We start from the raw sequence: 16,138 nt of genomic DNA, 5'->3' as shown, positions 1-16,138 counted from the left end.
CATCCAGTACGCCGCGGCAACTCGGCTCCATGGCGCGCGCTATTTCTCGACCGTGAACGTCAGGCCGGCGTGATCGACCAGGCGCTTGATCAGGGGATGCCCCATCGCAGCACCCGGCGTCCAGATGCCTGCGGCAACGTCCGGCGTGTCGCGCAGCAGACAGATCGCGCATTCCGAGATCATCTTCGACGTCGAGCCATAGCCGGGATCGCGGTCGCCCTTCACGGCGGCGCGCACCTGGCGGCCGTCAGGCGCAATCGCAATGTACAGGAGGTCATATCCGCCGTTCTCCCGCTCCTCCTTCGACGGCCCCTCGCCGGGCTTCGGTGCGGCGGGACCGGTCTTTCCGGCGTTGGCGGCCATCACCAGCCTGGCATTGGCCTCACCTTTTTCGCCGGGCCCGGTCAGGACCATTTCGTCGTAGACGAAGTCCTTGCCGTACGGAAAGCCCATCAGCATGTTGGAGCGGTGCACGTTGCGGGTATTGATGAGCGCCATCATGAAGGGTGCGGCCCAGGATTGCAGGTCGTCCTCCAGAAAGGGCTTGCTGCCGGCGGGCTGCTTCGGGCCTTCAAATCCCGGGGTCAACGCAAACGGGCTCTTCAGCAAGGCTACGAGGCTGAGATCCTTGGCGACCGCGTCAAACGTCGCCTTGGCGCTCGCCGCCGTGCCGCCGGACAGCGTGCCGCGCATGTCGCGCACACGGCCCTTGACGCGCAAAGCCGGTGCGCCGAACGCCCGCTTCGCCTCCTCCTGCACGAAGAAGGCCCCAAGCTCGAACGGGACCGAGTCGAAGCCGCAGGAGAATACGATGCGCGCGCCGCTGGCCTTGGCCGCGGCCTCATGCTTGTCGATCATCTGCCGCATCCACAGCGGCTCGCCGCAGAGATCGAAATAATCGACCCCGGCTTCGACGCAGGCCGCCAGCACATCGTTGCCATAAAACTGATACGGGCCGACGGTCGTGATCACGGATTTCGTCTGCGCCACCATCGCCTTCAACGACGCCGGATCGCTGGCGTCGGCCACGATCAGCGGTGTGTTAGCCGGCGCGCCGATCGCATCGCGGACGGCGACGAGCTTCTCCTTGCTGCGCCCGGCCATCGCCCATGTCAGACCGGCATCACCCTTGTACCGCGCGGCCAGATATTCGGCGACGAGCTGTCCGGTGAACCCGGTAGCGCCATAGACGACGATGTCGAATTTCGACGAAGACATAAGCTAGTTCCCTGAAGTCACCGCTAATTCTTCTGTCATTGCGAGCGAAGCGAAGCAATCCATCTCACCACAAAAAGAAAGAATGGATTGCTTCGTCGCGGAGTTTATCATCGGGCGCGCATTCGCGCGACCCGTTGGCTCCTCGCAATGACGGCCGGAGCTATTTCTTCGCGTAGGAAACGCCCATCCCGGCGCGCACGTCGGCCTGAATGCCATAGGGCGCGATCGGATAGCGCAGGCCGTTCTTGGCAAGCTGTTTCATGCCGACGATGGCTTTATTGAGATGCGAAGGCGACAGCGCCATCAGCATCTCCTCGTCAGGCACGCCGCCGTAGCGGCGTTCGGCAAAGCACGGCAGCGACAGCGAGGGCTCGCCGGTCTTCAGCGCCCTGCCCCATGAATCGGCGCAGGCGGTCTCGCCGACCACGCCCCATTCGAACTTCTTGTAGCCGGTATATTGCAGCCCGTTGATCAGGATGATCATCTGGCCAGGCGTGGCATAGACTAGGCAGATATCCGGCGGATCGAGCCGGCCGCTGGTGAGCGGGCTCACCGCCATGGCCTGATACTTCCCGTATGGCACCACATCGAGCGCTTCCTGGCGCTTGCGCGCGTCTTCGGCGGTACCATGCCAGACGCCGACATAATTTTCCCCGGCGAGCCATTTGTCGTCCTGCGGCGCGAGGCCGATGACGGCGCGGCACTGCGCGCCAACCAGATCTTCGCCGGTGATGCCGACAGTCCAGCCGAGCCGCGAGGCCATGCTGACGATCTGATCGGTGGTGTGCACCGCCAACGGCCGCCGGATCTTCGGGATCGCTTCCATTTCCTCTTTGGTGGCGAACATCTTGATGCCGATCACAGTCGTCTTCAGCCGAAGCAGGCTGTTGAGATCGGCGACCATGGCGGCCAAATCCAGCGCTTCCGGCTGCGATTGCTGTTGCATGGCGTAGACTCCCAAATCGGCGCTGAACGCGCGCTTGTCGCGGTTATACAGGTGCTTTTAGTTCGGGACCGGCCCGGGAAGCAACTCGTCGATCTTGCCAGTGGCCCGGTACGCGATCAGGCCCATCCATTCGCGCACCCCGGCGTCGGTTCGCCACAATCCTTCGAGCGCCCGGTTCGAAAACGCGAACAGGCCGTCGCGCCCGCCGACGCGCCAGTCGACCGGATAGGCCTCGATCGGAAATCCGGCCTTTCTAAACAGGCCGACCGATCGCGGCATGTGATACCCCGAGGTCACCAGCAGCCATCGCTCGCCGGGCTTGGGGTTGACCAGCGCTTTCGAGAACTCGGCATTTTCCTGCGTGTTGCGCGAACGCCGTTCCATGGTCAGCCGCGATTTGGCGATGCCGAGACCCTCGAACACTTCACCGGCAAAATCGGCCTCTCTCGCATCGTTCGACAGCAGATTTGCGCTGCCACCCGTGAACACCACGCGTGCATTCGGATAGCGGAGGGCCAACGCCGCCGCGGCAATGATGCGATCAGGCGCGGTGCGCACCACCGGCGTGCCGTGGGCGGCGGAAATATCTGCCTCGATCGATGCCCCGAGCACGATGATGCCGTCAGGTGCGCCGCGCGCGGGATCCCACGACGGAAAGCGCGATTCCAGGGGATAGAGCAACATGTTGCCGAGCGGCGACAGCCCGCAGATCACAAGCAGCAACACCGTCGTCATGACGAGCCTGCGGCCGAGTGACGCAAAGCGCGTCAGCAGCAGAGTGGCGCCGATGAAACCGAGGCCGATCAGGAAATTCGTCGGCGTCAGCAGGGAGCCGATCGTCTTGGAGAGCACAAAAAACAAGGGAAGCCTCGCATATGATCGAACTCGTCATACGCGGGCTTGCCCCGCGTATCCACCTTTCTTAGCGAAAATTTTCTCAGGAAGATGGATTGCCGGGCATCGGCGAGCGGAAGCGACGCCGTCCTCCGGACGCCTATGCCCGGCAATGACAGGACCGAGACAACATCGACATATCACCCGGTACGAGGCACACTCGCGTGCCCCGCCGCAACCTAAAGCCTTCTCATGCCCCATCATCATCTGCAGTCCAGCCCCAAAACCTGCCATTGGGGTTTTTTCGAAGCGAAGTTGAAGCCGGTGCTGACCATCGCCAGCGGCGACGAAGTGACCGTCGACACCGTCACCGGCGGCCCCGACGTGGTGCCGGACCGCGGCAAATTCCACGTTCCCCCGGAGCTTGCCGATATTCACGCCCACAATGAGCGGATGGTGCCGGGCCATATCCTGACCGGCCCGATCGCGGTCGAGGGCGCCGCGCCCGGCGACGTTCTGGAAGTCGACATTCTCGACGTCCAGCTCCGGCAGGACTGGGGCTACAATTTGATCCGCCCGCTGGCCGGCACGCTGCCCGACGATTTCCACGAGACGCGCCTGCTCAACATTCCGCTCGACCGCGAGAAAATGGTCGGCCGCATGCCATGGGGGCTCGATCTGCCGCTGGCGCCGTTCTTCGGCGTGATGGGCGTATCGCCGCCGCCGGCCTGGGGCCGCATCACCTCGCTGATCCCGCGCGCGATGGGCGGCAATCTCGACAACAAGGAGCTCGGCGCCGGCGCCAAACTCTTCTTGCCGGTGTTCGTGCCGGGCGCGCTGTTTTCCTGCGGCGACGGCCATGGCGTGCAGGGCGACGGCGAAGTCTGCGTCACCGCGATCGAGACCGCGTTGCAGGGGCGCTTCCGGCTGACGCTGCGCAAGGATCTGCGGCTGGACTATCCCCGCGCCGAGACGCCAACGCATTACATGACGATGGCGATGGATCCGGATCTCGATCAATGCGTGGTGCGCGCGCTGCGCGACATGATCGTGCTGCTGGGCGAAAAGCGCAATCTGTCGCGCGAGGACGCCTACACGCTCTGCAGCCTCGCGGCAGACTTGCGCGTGACGCAAACCGTCAACGGCTCCAAGGGCATTCACTGCATGATCGCGAAAGCGGTCGTGCACGGGTGAAGCGCGCCCTTGTGCTGCCCCGGCGCGCCCTTGTGCTGCCCGGGCGCACCCTTGTGCTGCCCGACCTGCCATCGATACAATAAGCCTGCCAACGAACAAAAAATCGGGGACGAAATATGCTCAAGGACAGGCTGTCGCCGGCCGACGAGGCGGCGCGCGAAAAGGATATGCGGGAGCAGCTTGCGGCCTGCCCGCGCATTCTCGATCTGGTGGCGCGCGGACCGCTCGCCGATCCCGCCGCGGATGCCGTGGTCTATCTGCGCAGCCCGCTCGATCCCAGTCCCGTTGTCGTCTCCAACGATCACCTGATGGGCTGCATCAAGGCGGCCGAGACGTTCTTCCGCGCGCAGGGTGTCGGCAAGGATGACGCCGTTGCGATCCTGCTGCCAATCTGCCCCGCGGCGATTGCCGCGATCTGGGGGGCTGCCGCCTGTGGCATTGCCGAGCCGCTCAACCTGCTGTTCACGCGCGCGGCGATCATCGCCCAGCTCAACGCCGTCAAGGCAAAACTGCTGCTGGCGCCGCCACCGGGCATGCCGGGCGGGCTCTCCGAGAAGATCGAGGGGCTGCAGAAGCAAGTCCCCTCACTCAAGCGGATCGTGATCGTTCCGCTCGATGGGTCGATTTCATTTGACGGCGAGGTGCTGAAGCCCGATCCGGCCTGGCGCGACGATTACGGCAAATCCACCGATGCGTCGGAGGCCGATCGGGTGGCCGTGATGCTGCCGACCGGCGGCACCACCGGGCACCCCAAGGTCGCGCGCCTGACCAACCGGGCGATGGTCGCCTCCGCGGTTTCGTCACGGATGGCGCTGGACTACCGCAAGGGCGATCGCGCCATGATCTCGCTGCCGCTGTTTCATGTCGGCGGTCTCTTTGTCGGCGTCGGCGCCTGCCTGTCCGCCGGCACCACGATCGTCATTCCGGGCCCCGCCGGTGCGCGCGACCCGGCGCTGATCACCAACTTCTGGCGCATTATTGAAAAGTATCGCCTGACCCATGCCGGCAACGTGCCGACCACGCTCGGCGCGCTGGCCGACATTCCGGTCGGCGATTGCGACATTTCCAGCCTGCGCGTCACGCCGACCGGCGCCTCGATCTGCCCGCCGGAAATCGAGCGGCGCTATCTGGCGACGTGGGGCGGCCCCTGCGTGCAGCAGGTCTATGGCATGACCGAACTCTCCGGCGCCATCACGCACGACTTCGCCGGCTTAAAGCCGCGGCCGGAAAGCGTCGGCACCAAGAACCCGCTGGTCGAACTCGCGATCCTCACCGGCAGCCAACTGCATACCGGACCGTGGCCGTCACCGGTCGGCGAACTGCTGACGCGGGGACCGCAGGTGTTTCCGGGCTATGCCGACAAGAAGCAGACCGAAGACGCCTTCCATCAGGGCTGGCTGCGCACCGGCGATATCTGCCGCATCGACGCCGACGGCTTTGTCTACATCATGGGCCGCGCCAAGGACGTCATCATCCGCGGCGGACACAATATCGATCCGCGCGCGATCGAGGACGCCGCCCTTGGATTCCCCGGCGTCGCGCTTGCGGCCGCCGTCGGACGGCCAGATGCCTATGCCGGCGAGGTGCCGATGCTGTTCGTCTCGACGCAGCCCGGCGTCCATGTCGATCCGCAGGCGCTTTCCGCCTTCGTGCTGGAGAAGATTCTCGAGCCGCCGGCACGGCCACGCGCGGTATCGGTGATCGCCGAAATGCCGGTCACGCCGATCGGCAAGATCTTCAAGCCGAAACTGCGCGAGATCGCGGCCGGCGAAGCCGCCCGCGAATTGCTGGCCGCGGAAGGCCTGGCGAACGACGTCAGTGTCGAGGCGATCACCGATCCCTCACGCGGACTGTTCCTGCGCATCAAGGCGCCGCCGGACAAGGCGGTCGCCGCGCAACGGCTGCTGCAAAAGTTTCCGGTCAAGATCGAGCTGGAAGCTTAGCATAGCGTTTTCAAGCGAAGTGGAAGCCGGTTCGCGTAAAGAAAACGCTCAAAAAATAAAGCTCCTCACAGCACCGAATGCAGCGCGAGCTTGGCGTGAAACGACACGCTGGTCTTGCCGACCAGCGCGGTTCCCTCCACTTCGGCGCCATCACCGGTGTAGCCACCGGTAAAGCCGCAAGTGACTTCGCGCCCGCCAAACAGCGGCAGCACGCCAACGGACCTGGTGTGCTCGTTGGTGGTCAATTCGCCGCGCCATTTGCCGCCATCGGCGGTGTAGGTGCCGGTGTAATAAAAATGCGAGTCGCCGCCGGCGATCTTGCCGTCGATCAAGACGAGGATGCCGGTGGCATGGCCATGCCCGCCGTCGCGCATGTCGATTTGAATTGAGTAGAGACCGTTCGTTACCGTCATCGCGCCCTGCACCGCCTTCGCCAAGGCATTCATCGTCAAGGCATCATCGTCGTTGCCAACGACGCGAGGCAATCGGGAAATCGAGCCGCAGCTGCAGCGTTTCGCCGCGTGCGCGCATGGTCCTGCCGGCCGATCTCCGCCCGCCCCGCGCCGATGCGATACCGCGCTCTACTGGATTCTCCAATCCGTCCAATTGGATAGAAAGACAATCACAACCCGATTGACTCGACCGGCCATAACTTAATAGAGTCTAAATAGATACTTTTCAGTACACCGATTAAAAGTTAGCGTTCCCCATGGCTACGGAAAAAGCCGAAACCGACCGCGTTCCAGTCACCTTGGCGCTCTCGACCATCACCTATCTCGAAAAACTGGTGAGACAGGGCACCCACGGTACCAGCGTTCCCGGCGTCGCGAAGACCCTGATCGAGGAAGGCATTCGGCTCGCCATCAAGGACGGGCTGCTTGCGATCCGCGACAACGGCAGGCCTTCCTGACGAGGAACATTGGAAAGCGGCGGTTCAACGCAATTTGGAATCGCCAACATGTTTGCCATTGGACCTACCTGGACCACCGAGCGCATCGAACTTCTGAAAAGCCATTTTGAAGCCGGCCTCTCCTGCCGCGAGATTGCCGTCCATATCGGCGTCAGCCGCAACGCCGTGATCGGCAAACTCTCCCGCCTCGGACTGACGCGCGGCGAGTTCAACGCCGAAGCGCGCCCGGCCAAAAAGGAGCGCGCCTCCAGATCCATTCCCCGGCTGCAGTATCAGATGCTGCGCACGGTCTACGAGGACGGCGAGCCCGTCCTCGCTGCGCCCGTCATCAGCGAGCAGCGTTGCTCGCTGCTCGAACTTAACAAGCAACGCTGCCGCTGGCCTATCAGCACGCCCGGCGCCGAGGATTTCTGCTTCTGCGGCAACACGCCGCTCGAAGGCGCGCCCTATTGCCCAGGACACACCCGCCTCGCCTACCGCTCCGGCTCACGCCAGCGCGTCGCGCGGGGATAACGCGCGCGGCTGGCGATAGCGTTTTCGAGCGAAGCATGCCCTCGGACTTGATCCGAGGGTGGACGCCGGTTCGCGTAGCAATCAAGCTTGCGCAGATTGCGTAGACGGTAGAAAACGCGTCAAAACATAAAGGTTTAGCCCAGCCGCCAGCCGACTTCCTCGGCAAAGCTCTGATAAAACTCCGGCGTGTAGGCCTTCTCCGGCGTCTGGCGCACGCGCTCGTCGAGCTTGTGGGCGTCGTCGCCGACCAGGATGCGCCATTGCCCGGTCTTGACCCCGTCGAGAATGATTTTTGCCGCGGCCGCCGCCGTGGTCGGCGCCTCGTCGCGGAAGCTGCGGGCGCGGTCGAGCGCGATCTTCTGGATATCATCGTCCGACATCGCAGCGGTATCGAGGCCCATGCCCTTCAGGCGCTGGCGCGCCGACAGGAGCTCGTTCGGGCTCAATTGATCGGACTCGGTCCCGCTGATGATCTTGCGCGAGTTGGAAACGATCGAGGTGCCGATATGGCCGGGCATCACCACCGAGCATTTGATGTGCGGGGCGTTGAGCCGCAGGTCGTTCATCAGCGATTCGGTGAATCCCTTCACCGCAAACTTGGCGGAGCTGTAGGCGGTGTGCGACACGCCCTGGCCGACCGAGGCCCAGAAGCCGTTGACGCTTGACGTGTTGACGATGTGGCCCTCGTCGGCCTTCAGCATCAGCGGCAGGAAGGTGCGGACGCCGAGATAGACGCCGCCCCAGCAGATGTTGAAGGTGCGTTCCCATTGTTCGCGGGTGTTGGTGAACAGGCTGCCGCCGCCGCCGATGCCGGCATTGTTGAACAGCAAATGGATCTTGTCGGTCGCCTGCTGCTCGATCAGTTCGTCGCGAAAACGCGTCAGATGGTCCTCGATCGAGACGTCGGCGACATGGGTGGTGACGCGCAGCCCCTGCGGCAGCTTTTCCGCCTCGCACAGCCGCTTGGTCTCGGCCATCGCCTCCAGGGAGATGTCGCACATCGCGACGTTGCAGCCCTCGGCAACGAGCTGGCGCGCCAGCTCGCGGCCCATGCCCGTGCCGCCTCCGGTGATCACGGCGAATTTTCCGGCAAAATCCTTCATGGAGTTTCCTACAATTTTCTTGAGATTTTTGGGGAGCCGCGAGTGGCGCAACCGTCCCGCAGCCCCATTCCCGGGGCGGGAACGCGGGCAATCTACGATCGATCCTCAGGGAGTTCAACGCGGCCAGCCATTAGCCCCGAACCGGGGAACTTTCATCGCGCGCCGTTGTTTGAACCTAATCGGTGCGACCGAGACCTAATCCACAGGGAGCACTCTCTTCCAGGAGGTTGGAATGACCCACTGGCATGACTCGATGGTCGATCAACCCGAGACCGCCGGCCCGGCCTATGCCGCTGGCTGGACCATCAGCGGACTGGCGGTACTCGGCGTCATCCTCGGCATCTGGGTTCTCGGAATCTAGCCTTCCCCTCGGCGCGTCACGCCACTGAAAAGCGAGCGTAACGGCGTCGCAGTCACGCGTCCGGTATCCGGCGCACGACCTATTCCGCCGCCCCAATCATTGACGACCTAAAGAAATCATTTCTTTGTTGCACGCTGTTTAGTCGCAGCGACGCTCCCTGCGCGTGATCCTGCGGCCGTCTTCCCGTTCAATCGTCGTTGTCTCCATGTGGCAGCGCTGTCGTGGGCTGATGGTGACACCACCTGGGCCGACGCCGACGGTGGTGTCGGAGTCGTACCCCCGGCGACGGTCCCTATCGTAGCGATCGTCGCGGTTGTAGCGGTCGTCGCGGTCCCGCCCGACCTGGACATCGACGCCTTGGGCCATCTTGACGCCTTGGGCCATGGCCGGAGTGGCGAGCGGGGCAGTTGTCAGCACAACTGCCGCTGCCGCCACGGCAAGAGTGATCTTCATCATGTGAGAGTCCTCCTTGCTCTTGAGTTAGAAGTGTAACGGGAACGAACGCTAGGGGTTCCACCGGTGGCCCCGCCCCCGACTCGCGTTTTCAAAACAGGCCACTCAGACGCGCAACATGGCTGGCTCTCCTGATTAACAATTAACGGGCGGGAGCGTGCACCACTCTCTGTCACCGATGGATGCCTGTTACGGGCGGTGATGGAACCAGCTTGCGCTTTCGAGTTCCGGGGCAGAAGCAATATTGCTCAGCGACCGGAGTTTAATAGGGCCGATGACCACGACGAAACCATCGCTCTCCTCGTCCCCGTGATCGGCGGCAAGCGCTGCGTTGACGATTATAAGTGGTCTGACGTGCATTTCTGTATCTGACCCGCAACATTTTTTTTGTTCCTCGATTGGAACAGGCGTTTTTATTCATTGGCTTCCATGCCTTCGACTACGCTGTCTCTGAGCACCCGGTTGGTGAGTCATAAGCCGCGTTGAGTGAGGCACTGATGAAGATGCTCCGTCGATTAAGGTCGCATTCGCGATGCACCGAGTCTGACCGTGCCGAGGCCGATCCAGGTGGCAACGGTCATATGAGCAGGTTTTCGTTCGCCCCCGCGTCGGTGCGGACATCGTCGCAAAAGCGGGCCGGAGTTCGGGGCGCTGCGGCGGTGCTGGGCCTGATGGGAGCAACGACCCTAACTTCTCCCAGCCATGCGCAGGCGCCGTCCCTGGGGACGGCCGCGAGCTTCGCAGTTCTGGCCGGCTCAACGGTTACCAACACAGGCTCGACTGTGATCAATGGAAACGTCGGCGTCAGCCCCGGCTCCGCGGTCACTGGGTTTCCCCCGGGCATTGTAAACGGCGTGATAAGTGCGGCCGATGCCGTTGCCGCTCAAGCTCAAATTGATAACATTACCGCCTACAACGTTTTGGCAGGCAGGCCTATTACGACTAATCTGACAGGTCAGGACCTGGGAGGCAAAACGCTGATAGCGGGCGTCTACGGTTTCAATACGTCAGCTCAATTGACTGGCACTCTCACACTTAATGGGCAAGGCAACCCGAACTCAGTCTTCATCATCAACACCGGAAGCACGCTGACCACTGCCAGCGGTTCGAGCATTTCGCTGATCAACGGTGCTCAGGGTGGCAATGTATTTTTCAGGGTTGGCAGTTCGGCGACGCTTGGCACGAGCACATCGTTCGTTGGGGACATTCTCGCACTGACGAGCATCACGCTGAATACCAACGCCACCATCAAATGCGGTGATGCTTTGGCACAAAACGGTGCGGTCACGTTGGATACCAACACCATCACAACATGCACCACCACCACGGCCTCGGCTTCGTCTGTGCTGCCATCCTCGGCCACCGGCAATCAACGCGCGGTCGCAAATTCCATTGATACCTTTGTCAGAAACGGCGGCACGCTGCCGCCGGCATTCGCCAGCCTGCTCTCGTTCCTGTCACCCAGCCAACTGCAAAGCTCATTCACGCAGCTTTCGGGAGAAGCCGGTACCGGCCCGGCGCAGGCAGGAACCCAGGCGATGAACTCATTCCTGTCGCTGGTGACCAACCCGTTCGCCGAAAACCGCCCGTTCGCCCCGACCCGCCCCGTATCTCCGATGTACGTCAAGGCTGTTCCGGGCGCTGTCGCGTCGACCCCTGATCCGCGCCCTTGGGGCGTTTGGGCTGCGGCCTATGGTGGGCAAACCAATGCAAACGGTGACGCGTTGGGTGTTGGAAGCCACGACCGGTCAGTGAGCGACGTCGGCTTTGCCACTGGCCTCGACTATCGGGTCACGCCCTACACCGTGGCCGGCTTCGCGCTTTCGGGTGGGGCTACCCGCTATGGCTTGTCGGAAGGTCTAGGCAGCGGCCGCAGCGACATGTTTCAGGCGGCCATCTACAGCACGACGCGTGTAGATGCGGCCTATGTCTCCGCCGCAATCGCCTACGGCTTTCATCAGTTTAACACCGACCGGTTCGTGACCGTGGCGGGTGCCGACCATCTCGCCGCCGATTTTTCCGCCAATGACATTGCTGGTCGGCTCGAAGGCGGATATCGCTTCGCTATTCCGAACGTGGGTTGGCCGGGTCAGTCCGGGCTCACTCCCTACGCCGCCGTGCAGGTGCAGGCCTTCCGAACGCCGTCCTACAGCGAAACTGCGCTCTCCGGCGCGTCGGTTTTCGCACTTTCCTACGACGCCAGGACGATCACCACCACCCGCACGGAGCTTGGCACCTGGCTCGACTGGAGCATTCCGATTGACTACGGCACCAGACTGACCCTGCTTGGCCGTGCCGCCTGGGCTCACGACAATTGGTCCGCGCCGAACATCACCGCCGGGTTCCAGGCGCTGCCCGGATCAATCTTCGTCGTGACGGGCGCAGCGCCGGCCACCGACTTGGCACTTGTGTCGGCTGGCGTGGAGATCGGGTTCAGGAACGGATTTTCGCTCGGCGCGCGGTTCGACGGTGAATTCGCCGAGAACTCAACGAAATACTCCGGTATGGGCCGGCTGCGTTATACTTGGTGAATCAATCTCTGCGGTGCATGAGTCCGTTGCTGGGGCACTTTTCGGACATGCCGCGATGTCCGCCCCACGTCCGTTACTCGTGCTAGAGCGGATGTCGGTTGACCGCTCCAAATTTATAGGTTCGCGCTTTAAACACACTGTCGATAAAAAGAGCGAGTCACGCGGCGACACGATCTTCCTTGTCCGGCCCGCGCGAGACAATCTTGAGCGCATCGTCTGGCAACGGCCGCTGTAGAGCCTTCGCTTCGTCCCACGGCGCGCGCATCCAAACGTCGCGTTCTTCTTCTGTCGTGAGGATCACCGGCATCGCCTTGGGGTGGATCGGCTCAACGACAGCGTTCGGGACCGTTGTAAGGAATCCATAGACCAGATGCGGGCCTGGGATCGGCTTGGACTTGGTGCCCCGGTCGCCCTTGAACTCGGTCCAGATACCGGAGCGCTGCCTTCTCGGGATCGGCATATGGTCGCTCGGTCGAGTATTTCATCGGATCACCTGTTGCGACGGCAGACGCTCGCCGCGATCCCACATGACAGGCGCCGGTGCGCTGCCTGGGAGGGTGAACTGCTTGGAAATGGAGGGACTTTGGCGGGGACTATTTGCCGGCATCACCCGGTATTTTCCCAAAATCGTTCTGATTTCGTACCCCAAGCCCGAGTGCCAAGAATGCAAAAAGCCCCGTATTACCGGGGCTTTTATTGGTCGGAGCGAGAGGATTTGAACCTCCGACCCCTAGTCTCCCAGACTAGTGCGCTAACCGGGCTGCGCCACGCTCCGATGCCGTTCCATTAGCTGCGATCAGGGTCCGGCGCAAGGCGCGCGAACGGCCTCTTTCGGCCCCACGGCAGGCCAGTTCCCCGGCCCCTCAGCCGTCCTTCAGCGCGTTATCCAGCAATTGCCGGCAGGCCAGCAGGTCCTGCAGCACGCGTTCGAGGCGCTCGCGGTCGATGCCCTCAACCGGCCGGGGGACGGGTTTGCTCTTGACGAACGACGGCACCAGGATGCCGTCCTCGTCGGTGTCGGCGAAGCGATAGTCGATCTCCTTGGATTCTTCGGTCTCGTAATCGTCGTCGTCGGTACCGACGAGCGGGATCTCGTTTTCGTCGGGCTCCTGCAGGCTGAGGCCGATCGCCTCCTCGACCGCGCCGAACGAAACCGCGGAGGTCTGGTCGGCGAGGCCCTGCACCGATTTGATGCCGTGCTCTTTCAGGATCCGCTGCACGCCGCGGATCGTATAGCCCTCGCCGTAGAGCAGGCGACGGATGCCCTTGAGCAGATCGACATCGTCGGGCCGGTAATAACGCCGGCCGCCGCTGCGCTTCATCGGCTTGATCTGGGCGAACCGCGTCTCCCAAAACCGCAGCACATGCTGGGGAATGTCGAGCTCTTCAGCGACCTCGCTGATGGTACGGAACGCATCCGGCGCCTTGTCCAAATGCTCGCTCCTCTCAGCTCACTTTTTTCAGGGTGAAGTTCTAGTCGTCCTTGCCGTCGCCATTGGCGACCGCGTGACCATTGATCCGCTGCTTCAGTATTGCCGACGGCTTGAACACCATCACGCGACGTGGCGAGATCGGCACTTCCGTGCCGGTCTTCGGGTTACGTCCGATACGCTGACCCTTCTTGCGCACCATGAAGGAGCCGAAGGACGACAGCTTCACCGTCTCGCCCTTCTCGAGGCAATCGGTGATCTCTTTCAAAACAAGCTCGACAAACGCAGAGGATTCCGTTCGCGACAAGCCTACCTTCTGGTAGACCGCCTCGCACAAATCGACGCGTGTGACTGTTTTTCCGGTCCCGGTCATCGCCTGCCCCGCACTCTCGGCGAACAATTTATTCCCTGAAATTATGAGGTTAGCACGCAATGGTCAACAGCGACCATCATGCTTGCGCATGAAAACACGCAGCAAATTTGATCGATATCTTGCGCTGACTCACCAGCGGACGAGCGCCGAACCCCAGGTGAAGCCGCCGCCCATCGCTTCGAACAGCACCAGATCGCCTTTCTTTACGCGTCCGTCCTTCACGGCAACCGACAGCGCGAGCGGGATCGAGGCCGCCGACGTGTTGCCGTGCAGGTCGACCGTCAGCACCACCTTCTGCGGCGCAATATGAAGCTTGTGCGCTGAAGCATCGATGATTCGCTTGTTGGCCTGGTGCGGCACGAACCAGTCGATGTCGTCGGCGGTGACGCCGGTGGCCTTGAAGGCGTCCACAATCACGTCGGTAATCATGCCGACGGCGTGCTTGAACACCTCGCGGCCTTCCATCCGAAGGTGACCCACGGTCTGGGTCGAGGACGGACCGCCATCGACAAACAGCTTCGCCTTGTGCCGGCCGTCGGAGCGCAGATGCGTGGTCAATATGCCGCGGTCGGAGGTCAGGCCCGGCTGGCCTTGAGGCAGATCTTGGGCCTCGAGCACGACCGCTCCGGCGCCGTCGCCGAACAGCACGCAGGTGCCGCGATCGCTCCAGTCGAGGATGCGCGAAAACGTCTCGGCGCCGATCACCAGCGCACGCTTGTAGGCGCCGCAGCGCAGGAAGTTGTCGGCGGTGGCGAGCGCAAACACGAAGCCGGAGCACACCGCCTGCAGGTCGAAGGCCGCGCCATGGTTGATGCCGAGCCCGTGCTGCACCGCGACCGCGGTGGCCGGAAAGGTGTTGTCAGGCGTCGAGGTCGCCAGCACGATCAGGTCGATCGCCTGCGCATCGATCCCGGCATGCTCGAGCGCGGCGCGCGCCGCGTTGATCGCCAGATGCGAGGTGAACTCGCCGTCGGCGGCGATGTGGCGCTGATGGATGCCGGTACGCTGTACGATCCACTCGTCGGAGGTATCGACGCGAGCCGCCAGCTCGGCATTGGTCAGTACTTTCTGCGGCAGGTAAGAGCCGCAGCCCAGCACGACCGAACGTTTGGAAATCACGAGACAGCCTCCTGCGCGGTCTGCGCTTGAGCCAGCGCACTGCCGTCGCGATTAAGCATCTGATTGATCTTGGTGAGGAGATCGCAGCGCACCATCTCATAGCCAACATCGACGGCGTAGGCAAAGCCTTCGGCGTTGGTTCCGCCGTGGCTTTTGACCACGACGCCCTTGAGGCCGAGCAGCACGCCGCCATTGGACTTGTTGGGGTCGAGCTTATCGCGCAGTGCCTTGAAGGCCTTGCGGGCGAACAGATAGCCGATCCGGGACATCCAGCTCGCCGCCATCGCCTGACGCAAGAAATCCGCCATCTGACGTGCGGTGCCTTCGGCGGCCTTCAGCGCGATGTTGCCGCTAAAACCTTCCGACACGATCACGTCGGCGGCGCCCATGCCGATCCCGTCGCCCTCGACGAAGCCGATATATTCAAGCTCCGGCAGGTTCATCGCGCGCAACTGTTCGGAAGCCTTGCGAATCTCCTCGCCGCCCTTGACCTCCTCGACCCCGATATTGAGCAGGCCGACGGTTGGGCGCGGCTTACCGAACAGCACGCTCGCCATCGCGCCGCCCATGACAGCCAGCGCCACCAGGTGATGATGGTCGCCACCGATGCTGGCGCCGAGATCAAGCACGACGGATTCGCCGCGTGCCGTAGGCCACACGCCGGCAATGGCCGGACGATCGATCCCCGGCATGGTGTGCAGGTGGAAGCGCGCCATCGCCATCAGCGCGCCGGTATTGCCCGCGGAAACCGCGACATGGGCTTCGCCTTTCTTCACTGCGTCGATCGCAAGCCACATCGACGAACTCTTGCGCCCGCGGCGCAGCGCCTGGCTCGGCTTGTCGTGCATGGCGACGGTCACGTCGGTATGGACCACGCGCGAGGCGGCTTTGAGCGCCGGATATTTCGCGAGTTGCTCGTCGATCAGCTTGCTGTTGCCATAAAGCAGAAATTCGGCGTCGGGATGCCGCCTCAATGCGATCGCGGCGCCGGGAATGACGACCGATGCGCCGACATCGCCACCCATGGCGTCAAGCGCGATTCGAACCTTTTGAGGCATGAACGTCCCGGAAACCTGATCTCTTGCGGCCCTCGTCGAGCCCGGCCGCGAACTGGAAGAGGCACCGCCGCAGCGATGCTCGGCAAGGCGCTACACAGCGCCTCCGCCGGGCCGCGACAATAGCGTGTCCCCGTCCCGACACAACCTCTTGA

At 62.9% G+C, this 16,138-nt stretch carries 16 protein-coding genes, 1 tRNA gene and 1 pseudogene; 6 read left to right on the top strand and 12 right to left on the bottom strand.

From position 1 onward, the window contains the following. Window positions 1–39 precede the first annotated feature (39 nt). From BLR13_RS34925 to BLR13_RS34915, 3 genes are all read right to left on the bottom strand, one after another. Entirely contained in the window at window positions 40–1,218 is a 1,179-nt protein-coding gene (locus tag BLR13_RS34925; protein WP_074832467.1) for a saccharopine dehydrogenase family protein, read from the bottom strand. Between the two features lie 160 nt (window positions 1,219–1,378). Further along, window positions 1,379–2,164 carry a DUF169 domain-containing protein gene (locus BLR13_RS34920; RefSeq protein WP_074832463.1) on the bottom strand — a complete coding sequence of 262 codons (786 nt, stop codon included), beginning with the start codon at window positions 2,162–2,164 and terminating at the stop codon, window positions 1,379–1,381. 57 nt (window positions 2,165–2,221) lie between these two features. Next, a complete protein-coding gene (locus BLR13_RS34915) occupies window positions 2,222–3,025 on the bottom strand; it encodes a YdcF family protein (protein ID WP_091976930.1) in 804 nt (267 codons plus the stop codon). A 225-nt stretch (window positions 3,026–3,250) separates the two neighbouring features. Here BLR13_RS34915 and BLR13_RS34910 point away from each other — a divergent pair, with 225 nt between their 5' ends. Next, on the top strand, window positions 3,251–4,192 hold the full coding sequence (locus BLR13_RS34910) for an acetamidase/formamidase family protein (protein ID WP_074832460.1): 942 nt from the start codon (window positions 3,251–3,253) through the stop codon (window positions 4,190–4,192). A gap of 116 nt (window positions 4,193–4,308) precedes the next feature. Then, window positions 4,309–6,135: an AMP-binding protein gene (locus BLR13_RS34905; protein WP_074832457.1), complete on the top strand. Its 1,827-nt coding sequence runs from the start codon at window positions 4,309–4,311 to the stop codon at window positions 6,133–6,135. 65 nt (window positions 6,136–6,200) lie between these two features. On the opposite strand, the gene BLR13_RS34900 is transcribed toward BLR13_RS34905, so the two are convergent. Further along, the gene (locus BLR13_RS34900; protein ID WP_074832806.1) at window positions 6,201–6,581 is read right to left on the bottom strand and encodes a hypothetical protein; all 381 of its coding nucleotides are present in this window, start codon (window positions 6,579–6,581) and stop codon (window positions 6,201–6,203) included. 263 nt (window positions 6,582–6,844) lie between these two features. Between BLR13_RS34900 and BLR13_RS34895 the strand changes: the two genes are divergently transcribed. Both BLR13_RS34895 and BLR13_RS34890 read left to right on the top strand, forming a co-directional pair. Next, a complete protein-coding gene (locus BLR13_RS34895) occupies window positions 6,845–7,045 on the top strand; it encodes a hypothetical protein (protein WP_027537191.1) in 201 nt (66 codons plus the stop codon). Window positions 7,046–7,093: 48 nt separating this feature from the next. Next, window positions 7,094–7,558 (top strand): GcrA family cell cycle regulator, encoded by a 465-nt coding sequence (locus BLR13_RS34890; RefSeq protein ID WP_074832804.1) that lies wholly within the window; start codon window positions 7,094–7,096, stop codon window positions 7,556–7,558. 134 nt (window positions 7,559–7,692) lie between these two features. On the opposite strand, the gene BLR13_RS34885 is transcribed toward BLR13_RS34890, so the two are convergent. Beyond that, window positions 7,693–8,661, bottom strand: coding sequence for an SDR family oxidoreductase (locus BLR13_RS34885; protein ID WP_074832455.1), 969 nt, complete (start codon window positions 8,659–8,661; stop codon window positions 7,693–7,695). A gap of 232 nt (window positions 8,662–8,893) precedes the next feature. Here BLR13_RS34885 and BLR13_RS42345 point away from each other — a divergent pair, with 232 nt between their 5' ends. Continuing rightward, window positions 8,894–9,022, top strand: coding sequence for a hypothetical protein (locus BLR13_RS42345; protein ID WP_256379189.1), 129 nt, complete (start codon window positions 8,894–8,896; stop codon window positions 9,020–9,022). Between the two features lie 138 nt (window positions 9,023–9,160). On the opposite strand, the gene BLR13_RS34880 is transcribed toward BLR13_RS42345, so the two are convergent. Beyond that, entirely contained in the window at window positions 9,161–9,478 is a 318-nt protein-coding gene (locus tag BLR13_RS34880) for a hypothetical protein (protein ID WP_074832452.1), read from the bottom strand. A gap of 578 nt (window positions 9,479–10,056) precedes the next feature. On the opposite strand from BLR13_RS34880, the gene BLR13_RS34875 reads away from it, so the two are divergent. Then, window positions 10,057–12,006, top strand: a complete 1,950-nt coding sequence (locus BLR13_RS34875; RefSeq protein ID WP_074832449.1) for an ice-binding family protein — start codon at window positions 10,057–10,059, stop codon at window positions 12,004–12,006. Window positions 12,007–12,163: 157 nt separating this feature from the next. On the opposite strand, the pseudogene BLR13_RS34870 reads toward BLR13_RS34875, so the two are convergent. From BLR13_RS34870 to plsX, 6 genes and pseudogenes are all read right to left on the bottom strand, one after another. Then, a pseudogene (locus BLR13_RS34870) lies at window positions 12,164–12,442 on the bottom strand (SOS response-associated peptidase); the annotation flags it as partial. Between the two features lie 261 nt (window positions 12,443–12,703). Next, window positions 12,704–12,781, bottom strand: a tRNA-Pro gene (locus BLR13_RS34860). Window positions 12,782–12,869: 88 nt separating this feature from the next. Next, entirely contained in the window at window positions 12,870–13,439 is a 570-nt protein-coding gene (locus tag BLR13_RS34855) for a MerR family transcriptional regulator (protein WP_074832446.1), read from the bottom strand. Window positions 13,440–13,479: 40 nt separating this feature from the next. Continuing rightward, window positions 13,480–13,809, bottom strand: coding sequence for an integration host factor subunit alpha (locus tag BLR13_RS34850; RefSeq protein ID WP_074832801.1), 330 nt, complete (start codon window positions 13,807–13,809; stop codon window positions 13,480–13,482). 129 nt (window positions 13,810–13,938) lie between these two features. After that, the gene (locus BLR13_RS34845; RefSeq protein ID WP_091976925.1) at window positions 13,939–14,928 is read right to left on the bottom strand and encodes a beta-ketoacyl-ACP synthase III; all 990 of its coding nucleotides are present in this window, start codon (window positions 14,926–14,928) and stop codon (window positions 13,939–13,941) included. After that, window positions 14,925–15,986 (bottom strand): phosphate acyltransferase PlsX, encoded by a 1,062-nt coding sequence (gene plsX / locus BLR13_RS34840; RefSeq protein ID WP_074832443.1) that lies wholly within the window; start codon window positions 15,984–15,986, stop codon window positions 14,925–14,927. Before plsX ends, BLR13_RS34845 begins: the two co-directional genes overlap by 4 nt. Between the last annotated feature and the right edge of the window lie 152 nt (window positions 15,987–16,138).

It is taken from the genome of Bradyrhizobium ottawaense (assembly GCF_900099825.1).
GTDB classification, from domain to species: domain Bacteria; phylum Pseudomonadota; class Alphaproteobacteria; order Rhizobiales; family Xanthobacteraceae; genus Bradyrhizobium; species Bradyrhizobium ottawaense_A.
This window is presented reverse-complemented; position numbering and strand designations above follow the sequence as displayed.